This is a genomic window from Tenacibaculum ovolyticum DSM 18103, from assembly GCF_000430545.1.
GTDB classification, from domain to species: domain Bacteria; phylum Bacteroidota; class Bacteroidia; order Flavobacteriales; family Flavobacteriaceae; genus Polaribacter; species Polaribacter ovolyticus.
Genome location: NZ_KE387165.1, coordinates 262,592 through 279,190, shown reverse-complemented (window position 1 = coordinate 279,190; position 16,599 = coordinate 262,592). Strand labels below are relative to the sequence as shown.

Sequence of the window (16,599 nt, the reverse complement as noted above, 5' to 3'; positions counted from 1 at the left end):
TGCTAAGAGAATGATTTTATAAGTGCTATTGTCTATTTTATATTTGAATAAAAGTAAGTGGTATTTTTTAAAATCTGCCATTATTATGGTTATTTTAGCTGTTATAAAAAAATAGAATAACCTTTTATGTATTCCACTTTTAAGCGTTTTTTACAAGTTTTTTTTGTGTTTGTTTTTTTTGTGTTTGCAATAAGATGTTCTAAGTCTAATAGTATTAGACCTGTATTAGAAAAGCAATTGTTAACATTACAAGAAGACTCTCAAAAGCAACCTGAAAAAGCAATAAAAAAAATTGATAGTTTACTGTTAAATGTTACTGATTTAAATACTGCGGAAGAAGCACTACTTTTATTTGAAAAAGGGGAAGTATATTATTTGAATGATGAGTTTATAGAAGCAAAAAATATTCATTTAAAAACATACACGCTATTTTCTAAATTTAACGATAACTATAATAAAGGAAGAAGTTTAATAACGTTAAGTAACACCTGTATTAAATTAAGAGAATTTGAAAAAGCACAAGAATACGCTATCGAGGCTTTGCATATTGGTGAACTTATAAATAATAATAGACTACAGGCAAAAGCAAACAATCAATTGTTTCAATTACATTTTAGACTAAAAGACTACAAAAAGGCATTAGCATATATAAATCAATCAGAAAAACTATTTTTAAATTCTGAAGACATTACATCTATTATTGCTGTAAAAGGAAACATAGCAACGATACACTTACAGTTAAAAGAATATAATAAAGCATTGCAAAAATTTTCAGAAGCTTTAAAATTAAGTGAAAAAATTAAGGATCCTAAAACTATTGTACGGGTTTTAAATAATATAGGATTTACTTATTTAGAAGCGAGGGAGTTTAAACAATCAGAAAAATTTTTAAGAGGAGCTATTACTTTAAATAAAAATATTAAAGCTATAAATGCAGCACCTTATAAAGGTTTAGGAGCTTTGTTTTTAGTAACGAATAGGTTAGATTCTGCAAAAATAAATTATAAGAAGGCGCTAAACATTTATAAAGACAAAGGCAACATAGAAGAAGAAACAGATATTAGAGATAAATTAATAGCTGTTGCTCTTTTAGAAAAAAACTTTGAAGAAGCTTTATTTCATCAAACGATACGTGATAGTGTTAAAATTCAATTGAATAAAAGTGAGAAAGAAAAACTACTTCATTTTGCGAATGTAAATTATAAAGTAAAAGAAAAGGAGATCGCTTTAAAACATCAAAAAGAAACAAGTAAGCAAAATATGTTTTTAGGTGTAAGTGTTATTATTTCGTTAGTATTACTACTTATTATAGCTGTCTTTTTAAATTACAATAATAAACTAAGAGCTTTAAATAAAGCATCGAAGTTAGAACAACGTTTGTTAAGAGTGCAAATGAATCCTCACTTTATATTTAATACCTTGGCAGCAATTCAAAACATTATTTTAGAAGGAAATCCTTTAGAATCTTCAAATTATATAGCTAAGTTCTCTAAATTAATTCGTCAGAATTTCGATTATGTTAGAAAAGAAGAAATATCATTAGAAGAAGAAATAAAAATGATTTCTAATTATATTGAAACGCAGCAACTACGTTTTAATAACGCATTTAAGTATACAATAGATATATCAGAGAATTGTAATATAAAAGAACTTAAAATGCCTCCAATGCTTTTGCAACCTTTTGTAGAGAATGCGATTGAGTATGGGCTTAAAGGAAAAAAAACAGACGGAGTTTTAGCTTTAAAAATTGATAAAGAAAAGGATGGTTTATATTTTGAGATTCTGGATAATGGGGTTGGAAGAACTATAAAAAAAAAAGATGTTAAAGTGTCAGAAAAATTGCATGCAACAGCTGTTTTTATAGAACGATTAAAAACAAGAGGCAAAGGAGAGGAAAAGTCTTTTACGATTGAAGATTTATATAATGATGAAAAAAAATCAATAGGAACAAAAGTGTTTTTTAAACTTACCGTATAAATGATAAAGACAGTATTAATAGAAGATGAGTTTAATGCCTTAAATACCTTAACTAAACTAATTCAATACACCCAAAAAGATATTGAAATTATAGCAACAATAGATAATGTAAATGATGCTATTGTATTCTTAAAAAACAATACACCAGATTTGGTTTTTATGGATATAGAATTAATAGGGGGTACTGCTTTTCAAATATTAGAAACCCTAGAAACTATTAATTTTAAAATAATATTTACAACTGCTTTTGATGAGTTTGCTATAAAAGCGATAAAGTTTGATACTGTTGATTATTTATTAAAACCAATAGATTCAGATGAGTTAAGTAAGTGCATAGAACGTTTTAGAATTGGTTATGAAAAAGAACAACATTATTTAAAGGTTGTAGATAAGGTTGTTGAGTTAGATAAAAAAGAAGCACAGAAAACACTGCTAATAAAAACAACAGATGAACAACATTTTTTGCAAGTAGATGAAATTATACGCTGTCAATCAGATGGGAGCTATACTACCTTTCATACTAAAAGAAAAAAAATAATGAGTGCAAGAAACTTAAAATATTACGAAAATATTTTAAGCGAACATACTTTTGTTAGAATACATCAATCTCATTTAATAAATATAAAATATATAGCTTCGGTAACAACAAATACAGTTGTGTTAATAGGAGGAGAGAAAATACCATTAGCATCTAGAAAAAAGAGTTATTTAAAGCAGTTTCTAAGTCAATTTCAGCAAATACAAAACAAGAAGTAACGATTATAAAACTGTTTTTTAAAAACTATTTTTTCGATATAGTTTTGAGGTATAAATTAAAAATAACCTTAAAACAATTAAAATGGGACTTAAAGAAAAGAGATTTACAAAAACGTTTCAAGAGGAGCAATATCCAGCTTTAAAAGAGCAAATTAATGTAGCAGCTGGTTTTGATATTACTTTAGAAACAGCGTGGGAAACTTTATTTGAAGATCGTTTTTTACATTTATATAGCGATAGCTATCCTAAAATTTACTTTCAGCCATTAATTGAAAGCTTTTCAGCTATAACGGCAGATGATATGGGTAAAGAAGCTTTGAAAGAAAGCTTAAAAAAAGTAGTAATTGTTAATAATGACAATCATCACAACCCAACAAACGCATATACTTTTTCAGAAGGAGTTTTACAAATAAACCATAGTCCGATTTTAAATGCGGATGATGTAAGTTCAAGAACTAAGGTACTTACTAGCTTATTAGAAAATAATTTATAAAAATAAAGCCTCCTTTTTTAATTTAAAAAAGGAGGCTTTAAAAAGATTAAGATATGTTAAAAGGGCTATACCTAGGAGTATTTTTACTAGTTATCAGTACGTTTTATTCATGTGGTATAGCAACTAAAGTTGCTAAAAAAAGTTTAGTGGAGTATTTAGAGTTACATCATAAAGGAAAATACGAAATTGTTGTGTTCAAACGTAATTTTAATACAACGAATGTAAATTTCAACCTGTTTCTAGTAGCGTTAAGATTGGTCGAAATAAAAACAGTTTCAATAGTATTTGAATGGGATGCTAAATTAAAAAAATTACATAGGCCTTATTATAAAGAAGGAAACTCTAGAGCTTATTTAACTTCAAAAAATATTAAAGAGGTTTGTTAATTAATCGTTTTATGGCTATTTCATTTTAACACTTTCTTCCACCTTGTTTTTTTCTAAATAAGAGCAATACCTGTCTCTTTAAAATTATAAAACTAGTCAAGTTTTATTTACGCTCAATAATTAAATAAAAAAGAATGGATACATCGTATATAAATAAGTTTAAGGCAAAGTCACCTGCTGCAATAATAGATCTTATTTTTAAAGAGAAAGAAGAAGTAGCAATTACTTTAACGCTTAAAAACGGAACATATTTAGAAGGTTTTATTGTTGATGTATTAAAAGAAGAATATCAAATAGGGGTATGTTTAAGAACTCAAAACAATGAAGTTTTCTTTTTTAATGTTCAAGAGGTTTGTTTATTAGGTATTAAATATCCGAAACAATTAGCTGTAGCATTGTCTGACGGTAGTGTGAGCAGACCCATTAATTCTAATGAAACAATAAGTGGTTTAGAGTTAAAAAGATGGGTTAATAAACAACAAGAAATATTAAATGTACCAATTAATTTAAATGTAGATAAAGTTGCATTACAAGAGTTAAACGTTCGGTTGAATTGTAAAGATATAGTAAACTCTCTTTTACAAGCAGTAACATTGGTGTGTAATGACTCAATGGCATTAGATATTTGGAAAACTATAACAAGTATAACTATTGTTCAAGCAGCAAATTTTAAAGTAAAGAAGGTAGATAATGTTTTAGAGATTTCTATTGACACTAAAAAAGCATTACCAGAAAAATTAGAAAATATTCTAGTAGAGAAAATTGAATCAGTTTTGTGAAATACGCTTATAAAATGAATTACTGCGTATATAAAAGCAATAAAAGGGAGATAATCATTAGACTTTATATTTGAATAAGGATTAAGAAAATTATAAAAAAAGATACATAATATTACTATGGGACTAAGAGAAAAAAGAATTATTAAAGCATTTCAAAATGAGTTATACCCAAAAATTGAAGAGCAGATTTTTAAAGCAGCAAATTTTGATGTACTAATTTCTATCGCATGGAATACTTTACAAGAAGATCGTTTTTCACATTTATACAACGATACTTTTGTTAAAGTTTACTTTCAGCCATTAATAGACGGGCTAAAAGCTATTAATATAGACGAACTAGGGGGAGAATTATTAAGAAAAGGATTGAGAAAAATTGTTATTGAAAACAGTAAAAATGAAAGTAACCCAGAGAATGCGATTAGTTTCGAAGAAGGGGTTTTAAAAATAGATCATAGCCCAGTTATTAATGCTGATGCGATAGAAAGTAGAACTAAACGTATTATTACATTATTGGAGGATAATTTAGAGCGTTTTTCAGAAGCAGATGAAAACCTAAATGGCCCCTCTGTTGATTTTAGTAAAAATAAAAATGCTTTTTCATTCGAAGAAGTTAATGGGGCAATAACAATTACTAAGTACAATGATGACCAAACAACAATTGTAATTCCTGAACTGATTAACAATAAGAAGGTAACAAAATTAGCTCCGTATTCATTTCAAGAAATGAATTTAGAGAAAGTAGTACTTCCTAAAACATTGTTAAGTATAGGAAAGCAAGCATTAGATGGTAATAAACTTACTCATATTAATTTACCAGAAGGTTTAATTGAAGTAGGTGAAGATGCTTTTTATGGAAATCAATTAAAAACACTTACGTTGCCAAATAGTCTTGTTGTAATTGGGGATGGGGCTTTTTCTAGAAATACTATTTCGACATTGACTCTTTCGGAAAGTATGATAGAAATACCAAACTATTGTTTTTCTAATAGTGGCATTACTGAAGTAAAATTACCATTAAGTCTTAAAAAAATAGGAGAATCTGCTTTTGCTGGGAATAACTTAGCGTTTTTGAGTATTCCAGAAGGTGTAGATTCTATTGGTCCACAAGCATTTTCTGAAAGTAATAAATTAAAGAAAGTATCAATGCCAATAATATTCAAAGAAAGGATTGAAAACATTTTTTTTCGATCTGAAATTAATAATATTTCATTTGAATATCCAGGTACAGGTTTAGTTAATAGAAGGGAAGAAGAACAAATAAAAGAAGGTTCGAAAAATGAACAACCCAAAGTAAATTTATCACAATTACATAACCAGTCGGTAGCATTAACTTTTGAACGTCAAGATCATTTTCAAGAAGTTGTTGAAGATTTAGGTTGGTCTTGTGATATGTTAGAAGGAACGGTAACATATGGTGAGCATGTTTTTAGAATGCAGGTGCTAGGAACATATTCTGAAAAAGAACAATCATGGCTTTGGGCATGGGCAAATAAACAAAGCGGAATTCCAGAGCAATTCTTAGAAGCTTCTTTAGCTTTAAAAAAAATAGGCGAAAAATATGGTATTGAAGATTTAACAATGCCAAAGATTGAAACAGAAAATGATCCAGGGCATTATTTTTCTTTTGTAGCTAATGGTGTCGTTGTATCGAGTTGTTATGCTCCTTTAAATTTTAAAGGAATAAAAGTTTATGTATTGCTAACATCTGAGTTAGTAGACGCGAAAGAAATTACAGAACCTGCTCTTATTTGTTCACATTTTGCAAAGGTTACCACTAGAATGAAATTTAGCCATAAACATGCTTTGTTCTCTTATTTAAATCAAAAAGGGTATAAAGTACAATTGTCAGGTAATAATATTTTGGCTACTAAAGGGAGCGATCAAATTCTAGGGATTTTCGACTTGAAAAATCGCTTATTAAAAGCATCTAATTCTAAAATAGCAACAAACGTATAGTAGGGTTACGTGTAAATAGGTAAGTATAATATTTTAAATAAAAAAAATGAACGAATATAAATCTAAAAGTTTAACTGAATTAGAAAAAGAGCATCAAGAAGCACTTACTATTGCTCAGAATAAGATGCTAGAAGATTTAGCAGCAGCACAAGCAAATGGTGACACAGAAAAATTACAAGCCGTAAGTACTGCTTTTCAGGATACAGCACAACAATTAATAGAACAATATACAAAGGGTATTGAAACAATAAATGCCTTAAATTTAAAAAATATTACTGAAAATATCGTTGAGGTTTATGATAATTCTAGAGCGGATATTGATTTAAATGCGTTGGTTTATGATGGTGATAGAGATTATGTTTTAACTTTTCAAGAAGATGAGTTAATTCAAAAAATATTAACCAAAATAAAAGATAACAACCCTGTTTTTAAATCACGTCGTCATTTATTAAAATCAAGTTTACGATTAACAAAAACCTTGGCACCTGTTTTACATGAAATAGGTTTGCATTGTAAAGAGGTTTTAAAGTTGAAATCTGATATAGAATTTTTTGTATATCAAAGTGATACTTTTAATGCAGCTTGTTATCCGCCAGATGAAGACAAATTATACATTATTTTATCTTCTGGTCTTTTAGAGCGTTTTAAAAAGGATGAATTGGCCTTTGTGGTAGGTCATGAAATTGGGCATGTGCTTTTTGAGCATTTTAACTATCCAGTTAAGCACATTTTAGATGAAGGAGAAAACGAATTAGCGCCAATCTATGCAATGAAATTATATGCATGGAATAGAAATGCCGAAATTAGTGCAGATAGGGCAGGGTTGTTATGTTGTCAAAGCTTTGAAGCAGCAGGGCGTACATTTTTTAAACTATCATCAGGAGTAACTACAGATTCATTAGATTTTAAACTAAACGCATACATAGAACAGTTTTCAGATTTAGAAGCAGTTTTAAAAGACGATACACACGATCCTTCAGATTGGTATAGTAGTCATCCGTTTAGTCCACTTAGAATTAAAGCGCTAGAGTTGTTTAATAAAAGTGAAACCTATGGTTTATTTAATCCATCTATAAAAGGAGAGATTACAGAAGAAGCTATGGAGTTAGAAATTAAACGAATTTTATCTCTAATGGAACCAGAAGATTTAGAAAATGAAACTGAGCATTCTGATAAAATACAACGTTTTATGTTTTTAGGTGGATACATGATTTCTAAAGCTGATGGAACCGTAGACGATTCTGAAATACAAGCCTTAAGTAGTATTGTTTCTCCTGCAATTTTTGCAGAATGTATGTTAACAGTTAAAGGATTAACAGAAGATGATATTATTACAGAGATAATTGATTTAGCAAAAGAATTAGATGTTGTACTATCTGTAATGCAAAAATTAAATATGCTTAGAGATTTATCTATAATCTCGTATGCAGATGGTCAAATAGATGAAGAAGAAGTAAATGTGCTACATAATTTAGCAAAACAGCTATATATAAAAACAGAGTTTATAGATAGAGTGATTAGTGATGCTCAAAATGTAGATTAAAAATATCCTTATCCTCATGAGGCTTATTTTGCTGTCAAACTGTAAGCTGTTAAAAGTTTACAGTTTGACTTATTTGGTATATTAATGTAGCCCATCCAGTAACCAATAATAAACCTCCTAATGGCGTTATTGGCCCAAGGAATTTCATTTTTTTGCCTTTTGCGTCAGATAAGACCAATCCGTAAATACTAAAAGAAAAAAGAATGATACCAAAAATAAAAGAATAGTTCATTAATTGATTTGAGCCTTTAAAATAGCTTCCTACAAATAATAAAACAATTGCGTGATACATTTGATATTTTACACCTGTTTCAAACGATTTTAGCTGGTCTTCAGATAAAATTTTCTTTAAAGCGTGCGCTCCAAAGGCTCCAAAAATTACAGCGAGCATTCCAAATAAAGCTCCAGATATTAATACTACTTGTTGTGTTATCATAAAATTAAAAATTAAATCCCATAGCAAAAGCTATTCGTAAACCATCATTACTATTAAAGGCAGAAATATTTGCAGTCATCATATTAGCTGCGTTAAAGAAAACTCCTCCACCAATAGAAGTATTCCATTTTTTTGAATCTATATTTTCTAACCATACTTTACCATAATCAAAACCACCATAAATTCCAACATGTAGTGGTAATAAGCCAGTTTTTAACTTTCTTAAATTTAAACGAATATCTGAACTATGATAAAACGCATTTTTACCTATAAAACGTTCATTTCTGTAACCACGTAAACCATTATTTGCACCTAAATTGGCTCCTTGATAAAATTCAAAATTATCACCAAAAGTAAAATGACCTTTAAATTTTGTAGCTAAAACTACCTGACCGCTAGGAACTAATTTATAGTCAAATGAGATAGAAGGAATAGCGTAGCCAAATTTATTATTTCTTTTTAAATTAGCAGTATAACCAACTTGTAAAGCTGTTTTCATTCCTATTGTTGTAAAAGCAGGGTTGTCAGTGTTTTCAAAGCTATAACTAGCTTCTGCATTTAAGAAATTTTGAGTATTAAAATTAACAGCTTGTGCTGCAATAAACCTATTAAGAGTTTTATCAATTTTAAAAGATTGGTAGTTTAAGCCTAATTTTATTTTTGCTCCCAAATCACCTTTCCAATGTATCGATAAACCAGCTATAGCTTTTCTTATTTTTACACGATTGTAATCTTTATTTACAACATCATCAGCTTGCAAGTTTTTTGTGTTATTACCTAACCCGAAGAAGTTCATAGCATAATTAGGACTTGTATACATTGCATTTAAACCAAGGTTCCAGTTTCCTATAACATTCGCAAATTCACTAGAATAATTTAACTCAAACCCATTAGTAGCAAAATAATAGGCACCAGATAGAATGTGTTGTGATGTAAACGGATTTCTTTCAAAACCATTAGCTGTATAAATGTTAGAGAATCCTATTTTAAATCCATCATCTGGATTCGCTCCAATAAGCGGACTTAAAACATTTGAGTTGTTTTTTAATTTTTTATAATTGTAAACATTTGTTTCGTAATCATCCGTTAGCTTTTTGTTTCCTTTTTTGGTAATAAATGTGTTTTTCTTTGTTTTATGGTCGTAAATAGTTACTCTTTTACCATTAATAATATTGTAACTGTCATTATTTTGACCACCAACAATTCGAAGTTTAATTAAATTATCTCCATTGCCTTTTACAACAAACATATCATCATCATCTAAACCATATACCCAAATCTCTTTAGTTTTAATATGATTGTATGTTCTGTTATGAAAAATAGTAGCTTTCTTTCCTTTTTTAATTCTGTAAGCAATAACTTTTGTTTGTCCGTTAGGTAAGCGGTTAATTTCAAACCAATCATCTTTGTTAGTACCTTTAATTACTTGAAATTTATTAATGTGTTTAAAATAAGTATCAGATATTTTCTGTAAATTTCTTCTTCTTCCTTGTAATTTATTTTTAATTATTTTTATGGTTTCACCTTGAACTTCATTAGGGAAGTTCGCAAAAGAAGCATCAATAATTTCATCGGTTATATTAGTAATAATATGTTTTACCTGTGCGTCCCAAATACTTTTATCAGATTGATTAATTAAAGACATGTCTAATGGATAAGGCTCTAAATTAAACCACTTCGGGCTTTTTAAATCTTCCTGGTAAGCTTGCATTAAACGTAAAGCAGGAACCATTTTTGTAGCAAAATTTAATAAAGCACCATCTCCCATAATAGAAAATGCCTGATCTCTATCTCTAGGAATAGGGCGATAAATAGTATACCCATTTTCTTTAAAAGTAGCCCAACGCCATTGATCTTCGTGTCTGTCCCAATCTCCAATTAACATATCAAATAAACGAGCTTTAATATAAGAAGCTTCATCTATTTTGTGTTTCTCATTTTTAGATAAATTCTTTAATAAATCATCAGTGCTAATTACCTTATTAGAAAAACCAAAACTAGCCTTATCACCATGTCCAGAAGCTGCACGCTCTTCAATCATATACAATTCATCACCAAAACCTGAATTAAAAGATCCCAGCGCATTTTGTTTAGGTACATAATATAAAACGGGATTTGTATGATAAATACCTACAGCGTCAGATAAAGCTCCGATAGTAAATGGTGCATACGGATGCGAACCTGTAAAAGCATCTAGTAATAAGCCTTCAGTATAGGTTTCATCTAGTTGACCATTTAAATATTGATCTTTAAAAGCAACAGCTTGTAAGTATTGAACAGCATTTTTACGTAAAGCTCGCATTACATATTCACTTCCATTTTTATCTCGTAATCGTAAGGATTTAGATTGATTTCCACCACCTTTTCTTACAGGTCTTAAACCTCCAAAAAGGGTGTCTAAATTTACTATTGGTGCTGTAACTTTCGTTCCAAAATATTTTCGATATCGTTTCCCCCAAAAATATTCGTAGATACCTCCTTTTGTAACCTCTTTATCAGTATAAATTGACGCAGCTTTTTCTGTAATTTTACGATCAGGATATGTTGTAAATGTTTTCTTTTTATTAGGTGCTAAAACATTGGTTTGGTACACCACTTTATCTTCATTAACAGCATAAAAACTTACATTAGAAGAGCCGTCTTTATAAATATCTAATTTAGCATAACCTTGCCCTCCATAAGTGAATTTTGCACCGCCTGCTAATTTGGTAGCAGTAGTTTTTGAACCAGAACCACTAATTATCTGCGGAATATTGTCTTCAACAATATATTGTAAACTATGCTCATGACCAGAAACAAAAATTGTTTTATCGTTTTCTTTAGCTAAGGTTACAATGCGTTTTTTAAGTTCGTTGTATTTTTTATTTTGTAAATCGGTATTTGTGATTCCCGTTGTTTTTCTTAAAATATTTTTTAGAGTTCCTAAAACAGGAAGCGGTTTCATATGACTTTTAAAAGAATAATAACCACCATGAGGACCATTTGTAAACATTGGATGATGTAATGCGATAACAGTTGTTTTGCCCCTTGCTTTTTTAATTAAACCTTTAAATTCTTCAAAAAACTTTATCCTTGTTTTTATTTCACAATTGTCGTTTATTTTTGGGTGGTTATCCCAATTAGTAACATACCAATGTGTATCAACAATAATTAAAACAACATCTTTAGAAATGTTTACTTTTTTTAAAGGGCACCCATTTTCTGGTAAAAAAGAATTTTTGCCCAATGCTTTTTCTACTAATTTCTCTTCTCTTTTTAATCCATCTAAGCCATTATACCAATCATGATTCCCTGGGATAAAGATAGACCTACCAGCAAATTTTTTTGCAATAGAAGTTTGTGCTTTAATTCTGTGTTTTGCTAAAGGATATTGTTCAGATGTTTTAAAAGGAACTCCTGTTTCATATACATTATCACCTAAAAAAAGTAATGTAGCGTTTTTATCAGCTTTACTAATATGTTTATTTAAATACGCTAGTGCTGGTGATACAGATCCTAAATTAGAATTTCCTGCATCTCCAATTAAATAAAAAGAGTGTATAATTTTTTTATTAGAATTTATTTTTTCAGTTTTTTCTTTCGTTGCATATTGAGCTTTATAGGTAGCGCAACCAGTTAATAAAACGACTGTCGTAAAATATAGAAAAGATCTAAAATTCATAAGTTAATCAATTGGATTGTAAAAGTAATTTATATTCTTGAAACCAATGGGCTTAAATATATTTAACCTTGCTTACTAAGGTTTTGATAATCTTCATTAGTATCGATATCAATTAAACAAAAGGGTTTCATTTTTATGATTTCTGATGATTGTTCATTTAATAGCTCTTTTGCTCCTTTATCTCCCTTTAAATTTAGTAATTTATTAAAATTAGATTTCGGAAAAATAGCTGGAACCCCAGTTTTGTTTTTATAATTAGATGCTATTGTTTTAGTAGGATTCTCTTTGTAAATAGCTAGCATCTCGTTTAAGTAATTAGTAGTTACATTTGGTTGATCTGCTAACATAATTAATATTGAATCTATTTTTTTATCCATTAAATAATTTACACCAAAAACAATACTAGTACTTAAACCATCATTGTAATTAGGGTTGATTATTATTTTAATAGAAGTATTATCAATTTGTTTCTTTATAGTTTCAGCATTTGCACCTAAAACACAATAAACATCGCAAGCTTTCGATTTTTGTGCTTGTTTAATAGACCAGCCTAATAATGTTGTTTGTTTATAAGGAAGTAATTGTTTTGCAGTTCCCATTCGAGAAGAATTACCTGCAGCGAGTATTAAAATTGCAGTTTTTGCCATTGATTTAGGTATGTATTTTACCAGTTATTTTTTTCAATGAAAAAACTTCTTTTTTACGAATTACTGATAAAATTTCAGCTAAAATAGATAGCGCAATTTCTTCAGGAGTTTCAGCACCAATATTTAGCCCGGCTGGTGTATGGATTTTTTCTAAAAAAACATCACGTATTTCTGGAGCAAAATTAAATAACTCATTTAATAATTTTTCTCTACGTTTTGCAGCACCCAAAATACCAATATAAACAGGGTTTTCTTCTTGTAGTTTTACTAGCCAGCGAAGGTCGTATGTAAAATTATGATTCATAATTACAATCGCTGTATTTTCATTTATATCGTTTAAATGAATCGTTTCTGGAGTTTGAGCTGTTACCGATTTTGCGCTAGGAAAATCGAGTAATTGTTTAGGGTCTTTTATAGAAGTAATTACATCAACTTCCCAGCCTAATAGAGATGCTTGCTTGCATAATTTTACAGCATCATGTTCTCCTCCGAGAATTAATAAACGGAATAAAGGTTGTAAAACTTGCTCGAAAACTAATGTTTTGTTTTTTACTGTTGGATTAAAAGCATCAGAAAAAGTGAATTTTCGAGTGTCATGAAACTGAATTAAAGAACCAAATTCTCCAAAAACTTCATCTTTTTTATCATAAAAAGATTGAATTTTAAATGGTTTTCTATTTGTTAAAGTATCATGAAAAGCATCAATAAAAGGAGTTGTTATTTTAAAAGGCTCTAATAAAATATATAAAACCCCTTCACAACCTAATCTGTACCGACCATCATAAGCAATTATTTTTGCTTTTCCATTTTTAAAAACAGAATAGGCTCTTCGTTGCACTTCTTTTTCTACACAACCACCACTAACGGCGCCAGTTATTTTTCCGTTAGAAGATAATAACATTCTAACTCCAGGTTTTCTGTACGAAGAACCATCTAAATCAACAACAGTTGCTAATACGTTTTGTATCCCATTCTGTTGGTTAATAAAAGCTTGCTGTACAATTTCCTTAAATTCGTGCGTCATTTAGTAGTGTGAGTTTCTATATCCGAATTGATATAAATGTACAAATTTTTAAGAACTACAACTTAGTGCTGAACAACCAACTTTATGACGTGCCCATTCTGGTCTTTTAGCAAACCATTTTTCATGTGTTATTTGTTCTGAATATGGATTTTTTAATAACTGGTATAAATCGTCAATTAAAGTATAATCTCCTTTATCTGCAGCGTCAATTGCTAATTGAGCCATATAATTTCGTAACACATATTTTGGATTCGTTAAATCCATTTTTTCTTTTCTTTCAGAATCTGTAATATTCTCGTGCTTTAACCTTTTTAAATAACGAGTAAACCAATCTTTCCAGTGATTTTTTAATTCATTAGTAAGTTCTTCAATTTTATAAAAAGCAACTTCAACTTTTTTAAAGGCGTCGTTAAAAGTATCTTCTGTTGAAATATTTGACAAGTTTCTAAAAAATAACGTCATGTCAGTTTCAGTTAACTGTAAGGTTTCTTCTAATCTGCCAATTAATTCCTTGTCGTTTGCATCATCAGAAAATAAACCAAGTTTCGATTTCATCATCTGATGTTGTTTTTTGTTATAAATCTCAGAGTATTCATCTAAAATTTCTTGTATAGGCGCTACTTCTTCAATAATAGGGTACAAAGCATTTGCTAATTGAAACAAGTTCCACAAACCTATTTGTGCTTGATTTCCGTAACGGTATCGCTTATGTTGGTTATCTGTTGTATTTGGTGTCCAGCCAGCATCATAGCCTTCTAGCCAACCATAAGGGCCATAATCTATAGTTAAACCTAAAATAGACATGTTGTCGGTATTCATAACACCATGTACAAAACCAACGCGCTGCCAATGCACAATCATATCGATTGTACGATTTCTTACTTCAGTTAAAAAATCAAGATACTTTTGTTTTCCTTCGGATGTAATTTCAGGGTAAAAATATTTAATAGTATAATCAACCAACATTTCTAATGCTGGAGTGTTTTTTCTTGATGATAAAATTTCAAAACTTCCAAAACGAATAAAACTTGGGGCTAAACGAGAAACAATTGCTCCTTTTTCGTAGGCAGGATTACCGTTGTATAATACATCTCGTAAAACTTCATCGCCAGATAAACTTAAAGATAAAGCACGCGTTGTAGGAACACCTAAATGAAACATTGCTTCACTACACAAATATTCTCTAATTGATGATCGTAATACAGCTAAACCATCTGCCGTTCTAGAATATGGTGTTTCACCTGAACCTTTTAATTGAATTGCCCAGCGTTTATTATTGTGTACAACTTCGGTTAAATTAATGGCACGACCATCACCTAACTGACCAGCCCAATTGCCAAATTGATGCCCGCCATAACACATTGCAAACGGATGCGTGTTTTCTAGTACTTTATTACCTGAGAAAACAGCTAAGAATTCATCAGATTTAGCATCATCTCTAGTAAGTCCTATTGCTTCTAGCATTTCGTTAGAAGTGTGTAGTAATTTAGGGGCTGCTGTTTTTTTAGGTTCAACAAATGAAAAGCAAGCATCTAAAACTTGTCGTCTAGAGTTGTCTAAAATTTTATCGGCAGGTAATTGTTTATTAAAAGTATCTTGAATGTTAAGCTTCATTTTACAAAGATAATTGTATCAAAATTATTTAAACGATGTTTTACAAATTTTACATATTAAAACACACTCTTTTAATGTTTCTAATTTTGTTTTATTGAATGGTTGTGTTAAAAATAACTTTACTCTCTAAGGTTTTATGTACGGGGCATTTAGATGCTATTTGTTTTAATCTATTAATCTGTTTTTCGTCTAAATTACCAACAAACTTTAATTTTTTATCTATGTGGTCTAAAAAGGTAGGTTTTTCTAGTTCTATTCCTAAATCGTCACTGTGTTTTTTTGAATGTGTAACATATACAAAAACCTCTTTTAAATCCCATTTTTTACGTTCAGCATACATTTTAAGTGTCATTGCTGTGCAGGCAATTAAAGCTGTACTTAAATATTCGTAAGGCGAAGGACCAAAATTATTTCCACCAATAGATGCTGGTTCATCAGCAATTAGTGTGTGGTTTTTAGATTGAATTGTAGTTGTAAAATTATCTTCTATTAAATTAAGATGCCCTACAAGTTGTTCTTCATTTGTATCTAAATTTTTATTTTCTAGTTTCGGGAAATATCTTGTTACCCAAGCACCAATAATATTACCTGCATAAATGCTATCTGTTGCTTTAGAGAGTAAATGATCTGCATTGTCTAAACTAACAAAGCTTTTAGGATGATGTGCGTTTAAATAAAGTTCTTGAGCATTATTAATACCTACAATACTATCAATAGGAGAATGTAAAATAAGAATTGGTTTTTTTAGGTTTTTAGTAATTTCGGGTAAATTAGTCTTATCGAAATCAGTAACAAATTCTTCATTAATTTTAAAAGGTCTCCCTCCAATATTTACTTCAATATTTCCTTTTAATTTAACCTCTTCTATTCCATGAGAAAATAAATGTTTTACATGGCTTACATTAGCGGGAGCTCCAACGGTAGCAACTGCTTTAATGTTTTTTATTTTTGAAGCAGCAACAATAACTGCTGCGCCTCCTAATGAATGACCAATTAATAAACTAGGTGCTTTATAGTGTTCTGTTAAATGATTATTTACAGCAATTAAATCGTCAACATTTGCAGAAAAGTGACTTTCAGAGAAATCGCCTTCACTACGTCCTAGTCCGGTAAAATCAAAACGTAAAACACCAAAACCATGTTTGGTTAAAGTTTTACTTATATTTTTAACGGCTCCTAAAGTACTGCTACAGGTAAAACAATGGGCAAAAATGGCAAAGTACTGTGGTTTTTGATTGGCAGGCAATTCTAAATAAGCTTGTAGTTTATGCCCTTTTTTATTTGTGATATTTAAATTAATATTTTTCATTTTCAATCAGAATTTGAA

Annotated in this window: 13 protein-coding genes; 7 read left to right on the top strand and 6 right to left on the bottom strand. The window is 29.5% G+C overall.

The window, feature by feature from the left end; translation table 11 throughout:
• Positions 1-165 precede the first annotated feature (165 nt).
• The 7 genes from H518_RS0117600 to H518_RS0117570 all read left to right on the top strand — a co-directional run bounded on the left by H518_RS0117600 (position 166) and on the right by H518_RS0117570 (position 7,890).
• Entirely contained in the window at positions 166-1,977 is a 1,812-nt protein-coding gene (locus H518_RS0117600) for a tetratricopeptide repeat-containing sensor histidine kinase (RefSeq protein ID WP_162143121.1), read from the top strand.
• Entirely contained in the window at positions 1,978-2,733 is a 756-nt protein-coding gene (locus H518_RS0117595; RefSeq protein ID WP_028890296.1) for a LytR/AlgR family response regulator transcription factor, read from the top strand.
• An 82-nt stretch (positions 2,734-2,815) separates the two neighbouring features.
• Positions 2,816-3,226, top strand: coding sequence for a hypothetical protein (locus tag H518_RS0117590; RefSeq protein ID WP_028890295.1), 411 nt, complete (start codon positions 2,816-2,818; stop codon positions 3,224-3,226).
• Between the two features lie 53 nt (positions 3,227-3,279).
• A complete protein-coding gene (locus H518_RS0117585) occupies positions 3,280-3,612 on the top strand; it encodes a hypothetical protein (RefSeq protein WP_028890294.1) in 333 nt (110 codons plus the stop codon).
• 134 nt (positions 3,613-3,746) lie between these two features.
• The gene (locus H518_RS0117580) at positions 3,747-4,391 is read left to right on the top strand and encodes a hypothetical protein (RefSeq protein WP_028890293.1); all 645 of its coding nucleotides are present in this window, start codon (positions 3,747-3,749) and stop codon (positions 4,389-4,391) included.
• 117 nt (positions 4,392-4,508) lie between these two features.
• On the top strand, positions 4,509-6,347 hold the full coding sequence (locus tag H518_RS20935; RefSeq protein WP_081411216.1) for a leucine-rich repeat domain-containing protein: 1,839 nt from the start codon (positions 4,509-4,511) through the stop codon (positions 6,345-6,347).
• 46 nt (positions 6,348-6,393) lie between these two features.
• Complete coding sequence (locus H518_RS0117570) at positions 6,394-7,890, top strand: M48 family metallopeptidase (RefSeq protein ID WP_043707219.1); 1,497 nt, start codon at positions 6,394-6,396, stop codon at positions 7,888-7,890.
• A gap of 49 nt (positions 7,891-7,939) precedes the next feature.
• On the opposite strand, the gene H518_RS0117565 is transcribed toward H518_RS0117570, so the two are convergent.
• The 6 genes from H518_RS0117565 to H518_RS0117540 all read right to left on the bottom strand — a co-directional run bounded on the left by H518_RS0117565 (position 7,940) and on the right by H518_RS0117540 (position 16,581).
• Entirely contained in the window at positions 7,940-8,326 is a 387-nt protein-coding gene (locus H518_RS0117565; RefSeq protein ID WP_043707218.1) for a DUF423 domain-containing protein, read from the bottom strand.
• A gap of 4 nt (positions 8,327-8,330) precedes the next feature.
• Entirely contained in the window at positions 8,331-11,987 is a 3,657-nt protein-coding gene (locus H518_RS0117560; protein ID WP_028890290.1) for a metallophosphoesterase, read from the bottom strand.
• A gap of 62 nt (positions 11,988-12,049) precedes the next feature.
• Positions 12,050-12,634 (bottom strand): nucleotidyltransferase family protein, encoded by a 585-nt coding sequence (locus H518_RS0117555; RefSeq protein WP_028890289.1) that lies wholly within the window; start codon positions 12,632-12,634, stop codon positions 12,050-12,052.
• A 4-nt stretch (positions 12,635-12,638) separates the two neighbouring features.
• Positions 12,639-13,658 (bottom strand): XdhC family protein, encoded by a 1,020-nt coding sequence (locus tag H518_RS0117550; RefSeq protein ID WP_028890288.1) that lies wholly within the window; start codon positions 13,656-13,658, stop codon positions 12,639-12,641.
• Between the two features lie 48 nt (positions 13,659-13,706).
• A complete protein-coding gene (locus H518_RS0117545) occupies positions 13,707-15,272 on the bottom strand; it encodes a protein adenylyltransferase SelO (RefSeq protein WP_028890287.1) in 1,566 nt (521 codons plus the stop codon).
• Between the two features lie 91 nt (positions 15,273-15,363).
• Complete coding sequence (locus H518_RS0117540) at positions 15,364-16,581, bottom strand: bifunctional alpha/beta hydrolase/OsmC family protein (RefSeq protein WP_028890286.1); 1,218 nt, start codon at positions 16,579-16,581, stop codon at positions 15,364-15,366.
• Between the last annotated feature and the right edge of the window lie 18 nt (positions 16,582-16,599).

Coding starts and splice junctions, on each gene's coding strand:
- H518_RS0117595 (WP_028890296.1), top strand. CDS start 1,978: ATGATAAAGACAGTATTAATAGAAGATGAGTTTAATGCCTTAAATACC.
- H518_RS0117590 (WP_028890295.1), top strand. CDS start 2,816: ATGGGACTTAAAGAAAAGAGATTTACAAAAACGTTTCAAGAGGAGCAA.
- H518_RS0117585 (WP_028890294.1), top strand. CDS start 3,280: ATGTTAAAAGGGCTATACCTAGGAGTATTTTTACTAGTTATCAGTACG.
- H518_RS0117580 (WP_028890293.1), top strand. CDS start 3,747: ATGGATACATCGTATATAAATAAGTTTAAGGCAAAGTCACCTGCTGCA.
- H518_RS20935 (WP_081411216.1), top strand. CDS start 4,509: ATGGGACTAAGAGAAAAAAGAATTATTAAAGCATTTCAAAATGAGTTA.
- H518_RS0117570 (WP_043707219.1), top strand. CDS start 6,394: ATGAACGAATATAAATCTAAAAGTTTAACTGAATTAGAAAAAGAGCAT.
- H518_RS0117565 (WP_043707218.1), bottom strand. CDS start 8,326: ATGATAACACAACAAGTAGTATTAATATCTGGAGCTTTATTTGGAATG.
- H518_RS0117560 (WP_028890290.1), bottom strand. CDS start 11,987: ATGAATTTTAGATCTTTTCTATATTTTACGACAGTCGTTTTATTAACT.
- H518_RS0117555 (WP_028890289.1), bottom strand. CDS start 12,634: ATGGCAAAAACTGCAATTTTAATACTCGCTGCAGGTAATTCTTCTCGA.
- H518_RS0117550 (WP_028890288.1), bottom strand. CDS start 13,658: ATGACGCACGAATTTAAGGAAATTGTACAGCAAGCTTTTATTAACCAA.
- H518_RS0117545 (WP_028890287.1), bottom strand. CDS start 15,272: ATGAAGCTTAACATTCAAGATACTTTTAATAAACAATTACCTGCCGAT.
- H518_RS0117540 (WP_028890286.1), bottom strand. CDS start 16,581: ATGAAAAATATTAATTTAAATATCACAAATAAAAAAGGGCATAAACTA.